Annotated in this window: 16 protein-coding genes; 6 read left to right on the top strand and 10 right to left on the bottom strand. The window is 71.6% G+C overall.

The features are described from left to right. Positions 1 to 23: 23 nt before the first annotated feature. From ACFYZS_RS08560 to ACFYZS_RS08550, 3 genes are all read left to right on the top strand, one after another. A complete protein-coding gene (locus ACFYZS_RS08560) occupies positions 24 to 398 on the top strand; it encodes a hypothetical protein (RefSeq protein ID WP_389008250.1) in 375 nt (124 codons plus the stop codon). Between the two features lie 159 nt (positions 399 to 557). Next, entirely contained in the window at positions 558 to 896 is a 339-nt protein-coding gene (locus ACFYZS_RS08555; RefSeq protein WP_030861048.1) for a helix-turn-helix transcriptional regulator, read from the top strand. Positions 897 to 1005: 109 nt separating this feature from the next. After that, positions 1006 to 1272, top strand: a complete 267-nt coding sequence (locus ACFYZS_RS08550) for a hypothetical protein (protein ID WP_389008247.1) — start codon at positions 1006 to 1008, stop codon at positions 1270 to 1272. 229 nt (positions 1273 to 1501) lie between these two features. Here the strand turns inward: ACFYZS_RS08550 and ACFYZS_RS08545 are convergent, their stop codons facing one another. After that, the gene (locus tag ACFYZS_RS08545) at positions 1502 to 2065 is read right to left on the bottom strand and encodes a hypothetical protein (protein ID WP_389008244.1); all 564 of its coding nucleotides are present in this window, start codon (positions 2063 to 2065) and stop codon (positions 1502 to 1504) included. Between the two features lie 158 nt (positions 2066 to 2223). Between ACFYZS_RS08545 and ACFYZS_RS08540 the strand changes: the two genes are divergently transcribed. Both ACFYZS_RS08540 and ACFYZS_RS08535 read left to right on the top strand, forming a co-directional pair. After that, positions 2224 to 3429, top strand: a complete 1206-nt coding sequence (locus tag ACFYZS_RS08540; protein ID WP_389008241.1) for a PP2C family protein-serine/threonine phosphatase — start codon at positions 2224 to 2226, stop codon at positions 3427 to 3429. Positions 3430 to 3438: 9 nt separating this feature from the next. Beyond that, positions 3439 to 3795 (top strand): VOC family protein, encoded by a 357-nt coding sequence (locus tag ACFYZS_RS08535; RefSeq protein ID WP_389008238.1) that lies wholly within the window; start codon positions 3439 to 3441, stop codon positions 3793 to 3795. Between the two features lie 3 nt (positions 3796 to 3798). Here the strand turns inward: ACFYZS_RS08535 and ACFYZS_RS08530 are convergent, their stop codons facing one another. The 9 genes from ACFYZS_RS08530 to kdpF (ACFYZS_RS08490) form a co-directional block, all read right to left on the bottom strand. Further along, the gene (locus ACFYZS_RS08530) at positions 3799 to 4695 is read right to left on the bottom strand and encodes a hypothetical protein (RefSeq protein WP_389008235.1); all 897 of its coding nucleotides are present in this window, start codon (positions 4693 to 4695) and stop codon (positions 3799 to 3801) included. 346 nt (positions 4696 to 5041) lie between these two features. Beyond that, a complete protein-coding gene (locus tag ACFYZS_RS08525) occupies positions 5042 to 7588 on the bottom strand; it encodes an ATP-binding protein (RefSeq protein WP_389008233.1) in 2547 nt (848 codons plus the stop codon). Positions 7589 to 7628: 40 nt separating this feature from the next. After that, positions 7629 to 8312, bottom strand: coding sequence for a response regulator (locus tag ACFYZS_RS08520; RefSeq protein ID WP_389008230.1), 684 nt, complete (start codon positions 8310 to 8312; stop codon positions 7629 to 7631). A gap of 100 nt (positions 8313 to 8412) precedes the next feature. Beyond that, the gene (locus ACFYZS_RS08515) at positions 8413 to 9090 is read right to left on the bottom strand and encodes a potassium-transporting ATPase subunit C (protein WP_389008227.1); all 678 of its coding nucleotides are present in this window, start codon (positions 9088 to 9090) and stop codon (positions 8413 to 8415) included. A 4-nt stretch (positions 9091 to 9094) separates the two neighbouring features. Then, positions 9095 to 11194, bottom strand: a complete 2100-nt coding sequence (gene kdpB / locus ACFYZS_RS08510; protein WP_389008224.1) for a potassium-transporting ATPase subunit KdpB — start codon at positions 11192 to 11194, stop codon at positions 9095 to 9097. After that, entirely contained in the window at positions 11191 to 12870 is a 1680-nt protein-coding gene (gene kdpA / locus ACFYZS_RS08505; protein ID WP_389008222.1) for a potassium-transporting ATPase subunit KdpA, read from the bottom strand. Before kdpA ends, kdpB begins: the two co-directional genes overlap by 4 nt. An 8-nt stretch (positions 12871 to 12878) precedes the next feature. Next, the gene (gene kdpF / locus ACFYZS_RS08500) at positions 12879 to 12968 is read right to left on the bottom strand and encodes a K(+)-transporting ATPase subunit F (protein WP_037836701.1); all 90 of its coding nucleotides are present in this window, start codon (positions 12966 to 12968) and stop codon (positions 12879 to 12881) included. Between the two features lie 282 nt (positions 12969 to 13250). Continuing rightward, positions 13251 to 14006 (bottom strand): DUF4118 domain-containing protein, encoded by a 756-nt coding sequence (locus ACFYZS_RS08495; RefSeq protein ID WP_389008218.1) that lies wholly within the window; start codon positions 14004 to 14006, stop codon positions 13251 to 13253. A 147-nt stretch (positions 14007 to 14153) separates the two neighbouring features. After that, positions 14154 to 14243 carry a K(+)-transporting ATPase subunit F gene (gene kdpF, locus ACFYZS_RS08490; RefSeq protein WP_389008215.1) on the bottom strand — a complete coding sequence of 30 codons (90 nt, stop codon included), beginning with the start codon at positions 14241 to 14243 and terminating at the stop codon, positions 14154 to 14156. A gap of 216 nt (positions 14244 to 14459) precedes the next feature. Between kdpF (ACFYZS_RS08490) and ACFYZS_RS08485 the strand changes: the two genes are divergently transcribed. Then, positions 14460 to 14975 (top strand): hypothetical protein, encoded by a 516-nt coding sequence (locus ACFYZS_RS08485; protein WP_389008212.1) that lies wholly within the window; start codon positions 14460 to 14462, stop codon positions 14973 to 14975. The last annotated feature ends 165 nt before the right edge of the window (positions 14976 to 15140 follow it).

Genomic DNA, 15140 nt, shown 5'->3' with positions numbered 1-15140 from the left:
CGGAGATGAGGGAGCGGGCGCCGATGGCGAATGTGGAAGTCTCGTTGAAGGAGACGATGACCTCGATCGAGGGCACCCTGGGGGTGGCCCTGGTCGACTACGGCAGCGGAATGGCACTGGGTACGCTCGGTGGCGGGAAGGACCTCGACCTGGCCGTCGCCGCGGCGGGGAACACCGATGTGATCCGGGCCAAGGTCCGCACCATGGAAATGCTCGGTCTGGACGACGAGATCGAAGACCTTCTCATCACCCTCGGGAACCAGTACCACCTGATCCGGCTGCTCCGGGGACGGGGCACCAGCGGGCTGTTCCTGTACGTCGTGCTGAACAAGTCGAACTCCAATCTGGCCATGGCCCGACACCAGCTCAAGCGCATCGAATCCGCTTTGGAGATCTAGGGAGTGTCCACTCCCTCGGGCCCACGCACGCCCATGAATTGAAGAAATCTTCAATCCGGCACATCCGAAATTGGTCAAGCAGGGGCGTGCGTGGGCCAGGAGGACGGAATGATGGGGCCGCGAGTACGGGTCCAAATGGAGGCGGGAGCGTTCGTGAGCATGCAGGTACCCCTGTACCAGGCGAAAGCCGAGTTCTTCCGCATGCTCGGACACCCCGTCAGGATCCGTGTTCTGGAGCTCCTGCAGAACGGTCCGAGGCCCGTCCGCGAGCTGCTCGCCGAGATCGACATCGAGCCGTCCAACCTGTCCCAGCAACTGGCGGTCCTGCGCCGCTCCGGCATCGTCGTCTCCACGCGCGACGGAGGGACCGTCACCTACGCCCTGGCCGGGGGCGACGTGGCCGAGCTGCTGCGCGCGGCCCGCCGCATCCTGACCGAACTGCTGGCGGGCCAGAGCGAACTCCTGGCCGAGCTGCGCCAGGTGGACCCCCGCCACTAGGGGGCGTCTCGCCGATCAGGCCGGGCTCGCTGCGGGGCCCGCAGGACGCGGGTGGGCCACGGGGCCGGGATACCGGCCCGGCGGCCGGTCGGTGGCTAGCCTGGGACGCATGGAATCCACCCCCGCGTCCCACCCCGCCAGCTACACCGTCGTCGTGCGTCCCGGGCTGGCCGAGCCCGGTGATTCCGCCCGGCGCGGCGTGCTGCGCACCGCCGTCGTCGAGGCCACCGGTGAATTCGGGGCCTCCGGCTATCCGCGGTACGCGGGCGAGGGGGTACAGGCCGACATCGACCCCCGGACGCGCACCGTCGAGGCGGTGACGCTCGACGGCGCGGAGCTCCCGTACGGCTGGGTGGCACAGCTCGCCGACGGGTAGACGGCCGCTGTCGCTCGGCTGCGACCGGACCCGGCTGGAGCCGGCTGGAGCCGGCTGGAGCCGGCCGTTACGCAGTCCCATCCGCAGGAGCCGGCCGAGGGCCGCACTGCTGTGGGCCGCCCAGGTGCACCCCGGGGGGCTCTCCCGTACGGAGCCCGGCTCCGGCCCACCCCACCCGCCGAACGTCAATTGCGCAAGGCGTCCTGCGTCATGCGTCGGACGTCACGCGTCAGCGGTAGTCGTCGGGGTGGCCCTGCATCCAGGTGTTGATCTTGTCCCGGGTGCCGATCAGCGTGGTCTGGTGCTTCTTCAGGTTCTCGAAGGACCGGTCCCCGGCGAGCTCCGCGTCGAGCTTCTTGATCAGGGCGATCGGCTCGGGGAAGTGGCCGGGGCCCTTCGCGTCGGCCTTCATCGCCGCGTCCATGCGGTGCAGTTCGTCGTAGACCCGGCCGAGGAAGTAGGCGCAGTTGCCCGGGGTGCAGGATTCGCCCAGCGTGGCCTGGAGCCCGGCGAAGGCGTCCCGGACCAGGCTCACCGGCTCGGATCCCTGCGGCGAAGGCGTACCGGTCGCGGCCGCGGGCGACGCGGGCGCGGAAGCGCCGGGCGTGGCGGACGCCGGGGGCGCCGCGGAGCCCGCCGTGCCCGGGGTCGCCGCGGGTGCGGAGGACGAGGCGGCGGGCGGCGCGCTCTCCTTCGGGCTCGTCCCGCAGGAGACGCTGAACGCCGCCAGGACCGCGGCGAGTACCGCGGTGCCCCGCAGCGTCGACATGGATATGGACTTGGGCTTGGGCATGGATTCCCCCGTGATCGTCGAGTCGGCTGACTCTACTGGGCGGCGGGGCGGACGAGGTGATCCGCCGGGACGTGGCCGCGCGGCGCGCGGCGTGCGTGCGGGCGGCGTGCGGGGCTGGTGGAATGGCCTCTTCGGCTGCCAGGGGCCGGGGAGGTGTCTTGTCGGAGCATGACGGGAGGTCCGCCGGGCCACCGGGGGAGTACGAGGCGCTGCGCGCGCGACTGCGCGCGATGGAAGCCGCGGCCGAGCAGATCGGGACGCGGCTCGACGAGAACGCCACGTGCGAGGAGCTGGCCGGATTCCTGTTCCGCAACCTGTGCGACGCCGTGGCGGTGGACCTGCGGACCGAGGACGGCGTGCTGAACCGGGTCGCGGTGGCCGGTGCCGTCGGGCTGCTGACCGCGCGGAGCGACGGGTCGCCGTCCGTGCGCGCCATCGACGGAGGGCACCCGCTCTCCGAGTGGGCGGCGGTCTCCGGCGGCAGCCGGGTCCACCTCGTGTCGGTTCCGCTGCTGGCCCGCGACCGCGTCCTCGGCGCGGTGCTGGCCGTACGGGCCCACGGCGGCTTCAGCGACCACGAGGCGGCGACGGTCCACTTCACGGCCCGGCTGGCCGCGGTGCACCTGGGCCACGCCAGGGAGCTGGCCGCCACCGAGGACACGGCGCTGCACCTGCAGCGGGCGCTGGTGTCGGAGCCGGGCCGGCCGCACCCCAATCTGGAGATGGCCAGCCGCTACCTGCCGGTCGGCTCCCGATCCCTGGTCGGCGGGGACTGGTTCGAGACGGTCCGGCTGCACTTCGGCCGCACGCTGCTGGTGGTCGGGGACGTGATGGGGCATGGCCTCGATGCCGCCGTCGACATGAACGCCTACCGCTCCACGCTGCGCGACGTGGCCTCGACGGACCTGGCCCCGCACCGCGTGCTGCGTCAGCTGGACGCTCTGGTGGCCGAGGATCCGGCCAGGCGGCCCGCAACCTGTCTGCTCGTACGGGTCGACCCCGCGCGCGGGGTCGCGGACTTCGCCAGCGCGGGCCATCTGCCGCCCGCGATCTTCGGGGCGGACAGCACCGCGGTCCTGGTCGACGTGCCGGTGGGCCCGCCGCTGGGCACCGGGGTGGGCGGCTACGAGGGTGTGACCCGGCGGATCACCGGCGAGGAGACCCTGCTGATGTTCACCGACGGGCTGGTCGAGCGGCGCGGCGAGGACATCGACGTCTCGCTGGCCCGGCTGGCGGGGCTGCGGCTGCCGGTGGGGGAGACGGTGGAGGAGATGGTGGACGCGGTGGTGGCGGCCCTGGACGCCCGCCACGCCGAGGACGACGTCGCCGTACTCGCAGCCCGCATCCGGCCGCGCCGGGCATAGGCTCGGCGCATGCCGCTGGAGTGGGAGCAGACCGTCGTGGACGCCCGGGACCCGGTCGCGCTGGGCCGTTGGTGGGCGCGGGCGCTGGGGTGGGTGGTCGTGAACGACTCCCCGGAGGAGTACGAGATCCGCCCCGAGCCGGACCGGCTGCCGGGCCTGCTCTTCGTACCGGTGCCGGAGCCGAAGCGGTCGCAGAACCGCCTGCACCTGGACTTCCGCCCGGACGACCAGGCGGCGGAGGTCGCCCGCCTCCTCGCCCACGGCGCCCGCCCCGCCGACGTGGGCCAGGGCGAGGACGCCACATGGGTCGTCCTGACCGACCCCGAGAACAACGAATTCTGCGTCCTCTCCTCCCGCCGCCGCTGACCCCTACAACCCGGCCCGCACCAGCAGGGCCTCGGCCTGCGCCCGGGTGAGCGGTGGCGGAGTGGGGAGCGGCGGGGGACACGTGTGGGGGCTGCGGCGGTTCGACAGGAACCATTCGGCGATGGGGCCATCGGCCTCCAGCGTGCCCTCGAGCCGCTCGCGCAGAGCCGGCGGAGTGTCGGGGCGGTCCGCGACGGCGGCACGGACGAAGAGCTCCGGATCCTGTGCCAACAGGTCGCGCAGCGTGGTGGGAAGATCCGGCAACGCGGCGGCCGCCTCGCGTACGTGCGGATCCGCATCGGCGGCGAGTTCCGGGGTCGCAGCCGCGTACGGGACGGCGGCGGCACGGGTCGCCGGATCGGCCAGCAGGCCGGGGAGCAGGTCCGGCGGCGGGGAGTACGCGTGGAGCGCCGCGTCGCGGACGCCGGGATCGACATCCGTGAGCAGGGCCCGGCACACGGAGTCCGGGACATCCCGGCAGTGCTGGACGACGGACGACCGCACGCCGGGCTCCGGGTCGGCGGCCAGGCGGGCCAGCAGCTCCGGCGGCAGGTGGTCGTTCATCGCGAGGAAGGACCGTACGGAGGGATCGGGGTCGTCCGCCAGGCGGACCAGGAGTCCCGGTGGCTGGTCCCGGACGCTCGCGGCGACCGCGCATCGGACCGACGCTTCCGGGTGCCGGGCCAGCCGGGCCCTGACCTCCGCGGGTACGGAGGTGTTGGCGGCGAGGGAGCGCGCGGAGCCGAGCGCGATGATCTCCTCGATCAGCTCCCCGGTGAGGTCCCGGCGCAGCAGCGCCACCGTGCGCCGGGCCGCCGGCTGGTGGAGCAGGCGCCGTACCAGGTCGACGGGGAGGTCGTCCTGGCGTGCCAGCGCGTCCAGTTCGGAATCCAGATCCATGGGCGCAGGTTAGCCTCACCCGCAGGGGGCGTCAGGAGGGCGTCAAGGGTGGGGGGTTGGGCGGAAGGGGTGCGTCAAGGCGTGTCGGTGACGGGGGGACGGGCGCGCAGGATGATCTCGCGACGGCAGCGCGGTACGGGTGCGCGGGCGACCGGGCGGCGGCCGATCGGCGGTGACCTGACACTGCCGGGACGACGCCGGCCGGACCGGACCGTGGGGGCCGGAAAGCGACGGACCGTGCTCCCGTTCCGCGCCGTCGCACGACACGAGGGCCGTCCGGCCCGCAGCCCCGTGGGGGGTGCTGCGGCCGGACGGCCCGCGTGGTCCGTCCCCGCCGTACGGACGTCTACGTGACCGCCGAAGCCGGCAGTTCCGCCGCGGCCCTCGGGGTGTCCCCGGCCGTCGGCAGGGTGAGCACCATGGTGAGCCCGCCGCCCGGGGTGTCCTCGGCGGTCAGCGTTCCGCCGATCGCCTCCGTGAAACCGCGGGCGACCGCGAGCCCGAGGCCGACCCCGGCGCCGCGCGGGGCGTCCCCGTGCCGCTGGAACGGCTCGAAGATCCGGTCCTTGGCCTCGTCGGGCACACCCGGCCCGCGGTCCACGACCCGCAGCTCGACCCGGTCGAGCAGCGAACTGGCGGACACGTGGACGGGCCGGCCGTGCGGGCTGTACTTGACGGCGTTCTCGACGACGTTGGCCACGACCCGCTCGAGCAGTCCGCGGTCGACGGCGACCATGGGCAGGGTCTCGGGGATGTCCAGCTCGACACTGTCGTCGGGTACGCCGCCCAGCGCCATCGGAACGACCTCGTCGAGGTCGGTCTCCCGGATCAGCGGAACGACGGAACCCGTGTTCAGGCGGGACATGTCGAGCAGATTGCCGATCAGCGCGGCGAGCCGGTCGGCGCCCTCCTCGATCCCCTCCAGCAGCTCGCCCCGGTCCTCCTCGGACCATTCGACGTCGTCGGAGCGGAGCGAGGTGACGGACGCCTTGATCCCGGCGAGCGGGGTGCGCAGATCGTGGCTGACGGCCGCCAGCAGGGCGGTACGGATCCGGTTGCCCTCGGCGAGTTCACGGGCCCTGCCCGCTTCGTCGACCAGGCGCTGGCGGTCGAGTACGACGGCCGCCTGCGCGGCGAACGCGCCGAGCACGCGGCGGTCCTCGGCCGGCAGGACGCGCCCGGACAGGGCCAGCGCCATGTTCTCCCCGATCGGCATGTCCACGTCCGCGTCCTCGGGGCGGCCGACCGGATCGGTGCCGACGAAGGCGGCCGTGGTCCACGGCTCGACCTCGCCGGCGCGCTCCAGCAGGGCCACCGACCGCATCGAGAACGTCTCGCGCAACCGCTCCAGCAGGGCCTCGAGCGAGTCCTCGCCGCGCAGGATGCTCCCGGCGAGGAAGGACAGGATCTCGGACTCGGCGCGCAGTCGGGCCGCCTGGTGGGTGCGGCGCGCGGCCAGGTCCACCACGGAGGCCACGGACACGGCCACACCGACGAAGATCGAGATCGCGACGATGTTGCGCGGGTCGGAGATCGTGAGCCGGTAGAGCGGCGGCGTGAAGAAGTAGTTCAGCAGCAGGGAGCCGAACGCGGCCGAGGCGAGGGCCGGGAGCAGCCCGCCGAGCAGCGCGGCCGCCACGGTGAACGTGAGGAAGAGCAGCATGTCGTTCGCGAGCCCGAGCTCGGGCACGACCTCGTGCAGCAGCAGCGTCAGCAGCGCCGGGCCGACGAGGCCGGTCAGCCAGCCCCAGATGAGGCGCGAGCGGCCCAGCCTGGCGCCGCGCGCGGCCGGCAGGCTGCGCCGCCCCCGGGCCGCGGCGTCGTGCGTGACCAGGTGCACGTCGAGGTCGGGGCCCGACTCCACCGCCACCGTGGCGCTGACCCCCGGGCCGAACGCGTACTGCCAGGGCCGCCGGCGGCTGACGCCGAGGACGATCTGCGTGGCGTTGACGCCGCGCGCGAACTCCAGCAGGGCGTGCGCCACGTCGTCTCCTATGACGTGGTGGAAGGTCCCGCCGAGGTCCTCGACCAGCGTGCGCTGCGCGGCCAGTTCCCTGGGGGAGGCCGAGGACAGTCCGTCGCCGGCCGCGATGTAGACGGCGAGCACCTCGCCGCCCGCGCCCTTCTCCGCGAGCCGGGCGGCGCGCCGGATCAGCGTGCGCCCCTCCGGCCCGCCGGTGAGGCCCACGACGATGCGCTCGCGCGCCTGCCAGGTCGAGCGGATGTCGTGCTCGCCCCGGTACTGCTGGAGGTACTCGTCCACCCGGTCGGCGACCCACAGCAGCGCCAGCTCGCGCAGCGCGGTGAGGTTTCCGGGCCGGAAGTAGTTCGACAGCGCGGCGTCGACGCGGTCGGGCTGGTAGACGTTGCCGTGGGCCATCCGCCGGCGCAGCGCCTGCGGGGACATGTCGACGAGCTCGATCTGGTCCGCGCGCCGCACCACCTCGTCGGGCACGGTCTCGCGCTGCCGCACGCCGGTGATGGACTCCACCACGTCGCCCAGGGACTCCAGGTGCTGGATGTTGACCGTGGTGACGACGTCGATCCCCGCCCGCAGCAGCTCCTCGACGTCCTGCCAGCGCTTGGCGTTGCGCGAGCCGGGGACGTTGGTGTGCGCGAGCTCGTCCACGAGCGCGACCGCCGGCCGGCGCGCCAGCAGGGCGGCCACGTCCATCTCAGTGAACGTGCTGTCACGGTAGGCGAGTTCCCGTCGCGGGGTCATCTCCAGGCCGTGCAGCATCACCTCCGTACGCGGCCGGCCGTGGTGCTCGACGAAGCCGACGACGCAGTCGGTGCCGCGCTCGATCCTGCGGTGTGCCTCGGACAGCATGGCGTACGTCTTGCCGACGCCCGGTGCCGAGCCGAGGTAGATCCGGAGCTTTCCGCGTCTCATCTGGTGCCGACTTCTCGTTCCACTCGATGTGCCGTGTCCGTCAGGGTTCGAAGCGGTAGCCCATGCCCGGCTCGGTGATCAGGTACCGGGGGTGCGAGGGGTCCGCTTCGAGTTTGCGCCGCAACTGCGCCATGTACACGCGCAGGTAGTTGGTGTGCTCCGCGTACGTCGGCCCCCACACCTCCAGCAGCAGCCTGCGCTGGGAGACGAGATGGCCGGGGTGGGCGATCAGCAGCTCCAGCAGGTGCCATTCGGTCGGCGTGAGACGGACCGTGCGTTCCCCGCGCACCACCTTCCGGGCCGCGAGATCGACGGTGAACTCGTCGGTCGTGATCCCGGAGGGCCCGGCCGGGGAGGCGGGGTCCTCCTGCCGCCGGGTGGCGGCCCGCAGCCGGGCCAGCAGCTCGTCCATGCTGAAGGGCTTGGTCACGTAGTCGTCCGCCCCGGCGTCCAAGGCGCGGATCTTCTCCTCGGAGGTGTGGCGCGCGGACAGGACGAGGATCGGTACCCGGCTCCAGCCGCGGACGCTCCTGATCACGTCGACGCCGTCCATGTCGGGCAGGCCGAGGTCCAGGAGGATGACGTCCGGTGTGCGGTCGGCGGCGAGCCGGATGGCGGCGCGGCCGTCACCTGCCTCGGCCACCTCGAACTTGCGCGCTTGTAGATTGATCTTCAAGGCGCGTACGAGCTGCGGATCGTCCTCCACCACGAGCACCCGGGTCATGGGGCCTACAGCCTTTCTTCGTTGCGGGCGGACAAGGAACCGGTGGGGCGCGGAGCCTCCGCGCCCCACCGGATTCCCGTCCGTGCGGGCAGGACGGCCATCAGCTCTTGGTCAGCGCCTTGAGCGCGGTGTTCAGCTCCAGGACGTTGACGCGCGGCTCGCCCATGAAGCCGAGGGTGCGGCCGGTGGTGTTGTCCTCGACGAGCTTCTCCACCTGCTTGACGTCGAGGCCGTTCCGCTCCGCGACCCGGTGGACCTGGATGTCCGCGTACTCCGGGGAGATGTTCGGGTCGAGGCCGGAGCCGGAGGAGGTGACGGCGTCGGCCGGCACGTCCGAGGGCCTGACCTTGTACGTCGCCGTCGAGTTGTCCGCGATCACCGCGTCCTTGGCGTCGGTGACCAGCTTGACCAGGTCCGGGTTGTCGCCCGCCTTGTTGGTGGCGCCGGAGAGGATCAGCGAGTACCGGGTGTTGATGCTGTTGGAGCCGAGGCCGTTGGAGGGGCGCGGCTGGAACCACTTCAGGTCCGGCTTGGCGGCCTCTTCCGGGTCGTCGGGGTTCTGCTTGGGCAGGTTGTAGGTCTGGCCGATGAGGGAGGAGCCGACGACCCGGCCGCTCTCGTCCTTGATCTCGGAACCGTTGGCCTTGTCGCCGAAGGCGACCTGGGCGATGCCGGTGACGGCGAGCGGGTAGAGCACGCCGCAGACGATCGTGAGGACCAGCAGGGCCCGCAGGCCCGCCCCGAGCAACCGTGCCGTGTTGCCTACAGAGTTGTTCATGGGATCAGCCGATTCCGGGGATGAGGGTGATGAGCATGTCGATGAGCTTGATGCCGATGAACGGGGCGATCAGGCCGCCGAGTCCGTAGATCCCCAGATTGCGGCGGAGCATCTTGTCGGCGCTGGTCGGCTTGTACTGCACGCCCTTCAGGGCGAGCGGGACCAGGGCGATGATGATCAGCGCGTTGAAGATGACCGCGGACAGGATCGCCGAGTTCGGCGAGTGCAGGCCCATGACGTTGAGCTTGTCCAGGCCCGGGTAGACCACGGCGAACATGGCCGGGATGATCGCGAAGTACTTCGCGACGTCGTTGGCGATGGAGAACGTGGTGAGCGCGCCGCGCGTGATGAGGAGCTGCTTGCCGATCTCGACGATCTCGATGAGCTTGGTGGGGTTGGAGTCCAGGTCCACCATGTTCCCGGCCTCCTTGGCGGCCGAGGTGCCCGTGTTCATCGCCACGCCGACATCGGCCTGGGCGAGGGCCGGGGCGTCGTTGGTGCCGTCGCCGGTCATCGCGACCAGCTTGCCGCCCGCCTGCTCCCGCTTGATGAGGGCCATCTTGTCCTCGGGGGTGGCCTCGGCGAGGAAGTCGTCGACGCCGGCCTCCTCGGCGATGGCCTTCGCGGTCAGCGGGTTGTCACCCGTGATCATGATCGTCTTGATGCCCATGCGGCGCAGCTCGTCGAACCGCTCGCGCATGCCCTCCTTGACGACGTCCTTGAGGTGGATGACACCGAGGATCCGGGCACCCTTCTCGTCCTCGACCGCCACGAGGAGCGGGGTGCCGCCCGCCTCGGAGATGCGGCTCGCGAGGAGGTCGGCGTCGTCGGCGACGTGGCCGCCCCGCTCCTCGACCCAGGTGATGACCGAACCGGCAGCGCCCTTGCGGGTCTTCCGGCCGTCGACGTCCACACCCGACATGCGGGTCTGTGCGGTGAAGGCGATCCACTCGGCCTGGGCGAGCTCGCCCTGGTGGCGCTCGCGCAGCCCGTACTTCTCCTTCGCGAGGACCACGATCGAACGGCCCTCGGGGGTCTCGTCGGCCAGCGAGGACAGCTGGGCGGCGTCGGCCAGTTCGGCCTCCGTCGTGCCCTTGACGGGTACGAACGCGGCGGCCTGGCGGTTGCCGAGGGTGATCGTGCCCGTCTTGTCGAGCAGCAGGGTCGACACGTCGCCGGCGGCCTCGACCGCACGACCCGACATGGCCAGGACGTTGCGCTGGACCAGCCGGTCCATGCCGGCGATGCCGATGGCCGAGAGCAGCGCCCCGATGGTGGTCGGGATCAGGCAGACCAGGAGCGCGGTCAGCACGATCATCGACTGCTTGGCGTCCGCGTAGATCGCGAACGGCTGCAGGGTGACCACGGCGAGGAGGAAGACGATGGTGAGGGACGCCAGCAGGATGTTGAGGGCGATCTCGTTCGGCGTCTTCTGCCGGGCCGCGCCTTCGACGAGGGCGATCATGCGGTCGATGAAGGTCTCGCCGGGCTTCGTCGTGATCTTGACGACGATCCGGTCCGAGAGGACCTTCGTCCCGCCGGTCACCGCACTGCGGTCACCGCCCGACTCGCGGATCACCGGCGCCGATTCACCCGTGATCGCGGACTCGTCGACCGAAGCGACGCCTTCGACGACGTCACCGTCGCCGGGGATGATGTCGCCGGCCTCGCAGACCACCAGGTCGCCGATGCGCAGCTCCGTACCCGGGACCTGCTCCTCGCCGGAGCCGGTCAGACGGCGGGCGACGGTGTCCGTCTTCGCCTTGCGCAGGGTGTCGGCCTGGGCCTTGCCGCGGCCCTCCGCCACGGCCTCCGCCAGGTTGGCGAAGATGGTGGTCAGCCACAGCCAGGCGGTGATCGCCCAGCCGAACCAGTCGGTCGGGTCCTTGATGGCGAGGACGGTGGTGACCACCGACCCCACGAGGACCACGAACATGACCGGCGACTTGATCATGACGCGCGGGTCGAGCTTCTTCACCGCGTCGGGGAAGGACTTGAGCAGCGCCTTGGGATCGAACAGACCGCCGCCGACGCGCCCCGCCGGGGGCTTGTGCCCGGTGGGCAGGTCTTCGTGCGGAGCACGGGTGGGGGTGATGGTGCTCATGAGGCGAGCCCTTCAGCGAGCGGACCCAGCGCGAGGGCGGGGAAATAGGTCAGACCGGTGATGATGAGGATCGTGCCGACGAGCAGGCCCGCGTAGAGCGGCTTGTCGGTGCGCAGGGTGCCCGCCGTCTCCGGTACGGGCTGCTGTTCGGCGAGCGAGCCGGCCAGCGCGAGGACGAAGACGATCGGCAGGAAGCGGCCGAGCAGCATCGCGATGCCGATGGTGCTGTTGAACCACTGCGTATCGGCGTTCAGGCCCGCGAACGCGGAGCCGTTGTTGTTGGCGCCGGAGGTGTAGGCGTACAGGATCTCGGAGAAGCCGTGCGCCCCGGGGTTGGCCATCGAGTTGCCCGGGGTCGGCAGCGCCATGGCGGCGGCGGTGAAGCAGAGCACCAGCGCCGGGGTGATGAGGATGTAGCAGGCGGCCAGCTTGATCTGGCGGGTGCCGATCTTCTTGCCCAGGTACTCCGGCGTCCGCCCGACCATCAGACCCGCGATGAACACCGCGATGATCGCCATGATCAGCATGCCGTAGAGACCGGAACCGACGCCGCCGGGCGCGATCTCGCCGAGCTGCATGCCCAGCAGCTGGATGCCGCCGCCGAGGCCGGTGAAGGAGGAGTGGAAGGAGTTGACCGCACCGGTCGAGGTCAGCGTGGTGGCGACCGAGAAGATCGCGGAGGCGCCGATGCCGAAGCGGGTCTCCTTGCCCTCCATCGCCCCGCCGGCGACCTCGAAGGCCGGGCCGTGGTGGGCGAATTCGGTCCACATCATCAGCGCGGTGAAACCGAGCCAGATCGTCGCCATCGTCGCCAGGAGCGCGTACCCCTGGCGAAGGCTGCCGACCATGCGGCCGAAGGTGCGGGTCAGCGCGAACGGGATGACCAGGATCAGGAAGATCTCGAAGAGGTTCGAGAAGGGGGTCGGGTTCTCGAAGGGGTGGGCCGAGTTGGCGTTGAAGTAGCCGCCGCCGTTCGTTCCCAGCTCCTTGATGACCTCCTGCGAGGCCACCGCCCCGCCGTTCCACTGCTGCGAGCCGCTCGTGCCGTGCTGATTCAAGAATTGGCCGACCTCGTGGATCCCGGCGAAGTTCTGGATGACACCGCACGCGACCAGGACCAGCGCGCCGATCACGGAGATCGGCAGCAGGATCCGGACGGTGCCGCGCACCAGGTCGGACCAGAAGTTGCCCAGTTCGCCGGTGCGCGAGCGGGCGAAGCCCCGTACGAGGGCCACGGCGACGGCCATGCCGACCGCGGCCGAGACGAAGTTCTGCACCGCGAGGCCGCCGGTCTGCACGACGTGGCCCATGGCCTGCTCGCCCGCGTACGACTGCCAGTTGGTGTTCGCCACGAAGGACGCGGCGGTGTTGAACGCCTGGTCGGGGTCGATCGACTGGAAGCCGAGCGAGCCGGGCAGGCTGCCCTGCAGGCGCTGCAGGGCGTAGAGGAAGAGGACGCTCACTGCGGAGAAGGCCAGGACGCCGCGCAGGTAGGCGGGCCAGCGCATCTCGGCCGAGGGATTGGCGCCGATGGCCTTGTAGATCCACTTCTCCGGGCGGGAGTGCTTCTCGGAGGAGTAGACGCGGGCCATGTAGTCGCCGAGCGGACGGTATGCGAGGGCGAGCGCGGCGACGAGCGCGAGCAGCTGCAGCACACCAGCGGTTACGGGGCTCATATCGGTGCTCAGAACCTCTCCGGGTACACGAGGGCGAGGACGAGGTAGCCCAGCAGGGAGACGGCCACGAGCAGGCCGACGATGTTCTCGGCGGTCACAGCTTGGCCACCCCTCGGGCGATGAGAGCCACCAGTGCGAAGGTCGCGACCGCGGTGACGACGAAGGCCAGATCGGCCATCGTGAGCTCCTGGATGAAGTGATGAAATGGTTTTCGGCCAGACGGCCGATCTAGAGCAAACCGCGAGCTCAGGCCCGCGTTAAGACCTTTTGACGGGCTCCATACGGGCAGGCCGGATCTCTTGATGCCGCCCTGACGCGGAAACGTCCCGGGGGGTCGGCCGCACGGTGCGGCAGGGGCTCAAGAGCCCCGGACGCGGCCCTCAGCGGGCCAGGCCGGCCGTGTCCAGGGCGGCGCCCGCCTGTGCGGCGAGGGCGACGGCGACGCGCCGGGCCTGCTCCGAGGGCAGCGGTCCCGGGACCGGGTCGAGGACGAAGCGGCCGTAGTAGTGCCCGCCTCCGACGGCGCGCAGCTCGGTCTCGCCCTCCGGCCACCGGTCGGGCCAGTAGGTGGCCTCGGTCTCCCCGGTGCCGTGGCCGAGCCACGGGGTGCCGTCGTGCTCCATCCGGGGGAGGTGCCCGATGAGGGATCCGTACTCGAAGCGGCAGTCGCGCAGGTTCAGCAGGCCGATGAGCTCGTGGCGCACGTGCTCGACGACGGCCTCGGGGCAGTCGCCGCCCTCCGCGAGCCGGGCCGTGCCCTCCAGCCGGGACAGGTGCGAGGCGTCGGCGGTCACGGCGCCCTGGAGGCGGCGGGCGCGGACGGCCAGCTGGGAGACGATCAGGCCGACGATCAGGAGGAGGGCGGCCGTCTGGACGTCGTCACCGCCGGTGATCGTGAAGCGACCGTACGGCCGGGTCAGGAAGAAGTCGAACCATGAGGCGGCCGACAGCGCCGCGAGGGCCCCGGCCGCGCGGGTGCCGAGCGCGGCGACGGCGACCACGGCGACGACCATGACCAGGGCGGCGTTCGCCGACGAGAGACCCGTACGGAAGGGCACGAGGGCGAGCGCCACGAGGAAGGGGGCCGCGAGGGCCGCGATCAGGGCGAGGCCGTCGTGGAGTCGATACCCGGACATGTGCTGCCTCCCGTCCGGACACGCCGGTCCCGGTGGCGTCGGACCTCGTCGGAGCCGCTCCGGGCCAGATGCCCTCCGGGCCGGAACCCTACGGGCCGGAACCCTCCGGGCCGGAACCCTCCGGGTCAGACGCCCTCCGGGTCAGGGTCAGAACTTCTCGGGCTTGATCAGGGCCGTGATGAGATAGCCGAGCAGAGCGAGGGCGATGACCAGCCCGACCACGTTCTCAGCGTCCATGGATCCCGTCTCCGATTCTCCTGGTGGGGGCGGTGCTCCGCCACCTCCACAGTGCCCGCGCGGCCGGCCGGCGTATCGGACGGCAACGGCCTTTTGATGCGTTGCATACGGTTTCCGTTCGTGCGCGTCAGCAGGACGTCAGGGTTCGCGCCCGCGCTGTCAGGAGGGCGTCAGTGAAGCGGGCCGATGCCCGCCCGCGGCCGTTCCATGGAACGCATGCCCGGACCGAATCTCGTGGAGGACCGCAACTGGGCGGGGGACGCCCGGGCCGCAGCCGGCATCGCCGTGCTGTTCCCGGGACTGCTCCTCGCCGTCGACGCGGCGGCCGGCTGCACCCAATGGCAGCGCGTCCTGCTCTGGACGGCCCTCGGCCTGACGCTGCTCGCCGTCCTCTGGCCCACCCGGGTCCGCGCCACCCCGGGCACGCTCATGACCCGGGGGCTGCTGCGCCGCCGCCGGGTCCGCACCGACCGGCTCGTCTCGGTCGCCTGGCACGACGGCGTCGCGCAGCGCCTGGTCCTGGAGGACCTCGACGGCAACCGGCTGGAGGTCGACCCGAGGGTCTTCGCGGCGAACCCCGCGCTGTGGCACCTGTTCCACCAGGGCGTCGGCGTGAGCCTGTCCCTCGGCACCCTGACGGAAGGCTCGGCCCCGGTGCGGCGGCTCTCGCGCCTCATGGACCGGCAGACCGTCACGACGGTCTTCAAGCTCTCCGGCATGGACCGCTGCTGACGGCCCGCAGGGCCCCGAGGACCCGCGGTGCGCGCCGCCCCGCCTCGACACCCCCTAGGGGGTGTCCGCAAAGTAGCGCCGTGCGCCCGCAGGGCGCTCCCGCGGCGTCCGGTGCGTGCTCTCGGTGTGCCGGGCGGAAGCCGGTGTACTGGGCGTACTCGGGAT

Origin of the sequence: Streptomyces sp. NPDC001903 (assembly GCF_042891345.1) — a bacterium.
Taxonomy (GTDB): domain Bacteria; phylum Actinomycetota; class Actinomycetes; order Streptomycetales; family Streptomycetaceae; genus Streptomyces.
The sequence above is the reverse complement of the archived record's forward strand: the minus strand, read 5'-3'. Positions and strand labels throughout refer to the sequence as shown.

Bases quoted from the DNA above. Each gene is read 5' to 3' on its own strand.
- ACFYZS_RS08560 (WP_389008250.1), top strand. From the start codon at position 24: ATGGCGAATGTGGAAGTCTCGTTGAAGGAGACGATGACCTCGATCGAG.
- ACFYZS_RS08515 (WP_389008227.1), bottom strand. From the start codon at position 9,090: ATGAACAACTCTGTAGGCAACACGGCACGGTTGCTCGGGGCGGGCCTG.
- ACFYZS_RS08525 (WP_389008233.1), bottom strand. From the start codon at position 7,588: ATGAGACGCGGAAAGCTCCGGATCTACCTCGGCTCGGCACCGGGCGTC.
- kdpF (WP_389008215.1), bottom strand. From the start codon at position 14,243: ATGGACGCTGAGAACGTGGTCGGGCTGGTCATCGCCCTCGCTCTGCTC.
- ACFYZS_RS08530 (WP_389008235.1), bottom strand. From the start codon at position 4,695: ATGGATCTGGATTCCGAACTGGACGCGCTGGCACGCCAGGACGACCTC.
- kdpB (WP_389008224.1), bottom strand. From the start codon at position 11,194: ATGAGCACCATCACCCCCACCCGTGCTCCGCACGAAGACCTGCCCACC.
- ACFYZS_RS08485 (WP_389008212.1), top strand. From the start codon at position 14,460: ATGCCCGGACCGAATCTCGTGGAGGACCGCAACTGGGCGGGGGACGCC.
- ACFYZS_RS08495 (WP_389008218.1), bottom strand. From the start codon at position 14,006: ATGTCCGGGTATCGACTCCACGACGGCCTCGCCCTGATCGCGGCCCTC.
- ACFYZS_RS08520 (WP_389008230.1), bottom strand. From the start codon at position 8,312: ATGACCCGGGTGCTCGTGGTGGAGGACGATCCGCAGCTCGTACGCGCC.
- ACFYZS_RS08550 (WP_389008247.1), top strand. From the start codon at position 1,006: ATGGAATCCACCCCCGCGTCCCACCCCGCCAGCTACACCGTCGTCGTG.
- kdpA (WP_389008222.1), bottom strand. From the start codon at position 12,870: ATGAGCCCCGTAACCGCTGGTGTGCTGCAGCTGCTCGCGCTCGTCGCC.
- ACFYZS_RS08555 (WP_030861048.1), top strand. From the start codon at position 558: ATGCAGGTACCCCTGTACCAGGCGAAAGCCGAGTTCTTCCGCATGCTC.
- ACFYZS_RS08545 (WP_389008244.1), bottom strand. From the start codon at position 2,065: ATGCCCAAGCCCAAGTCCATATCCATGTCGACGCTGCGGGGCACCGCG.
- ACFYZS_RS08535 (WP_389008238.1), top strand. From the start codon at position 3,439: ATGCCGCTGGAGTGGGAGCAGACCGTCGTGGACGCCCGGGACCCGGTC.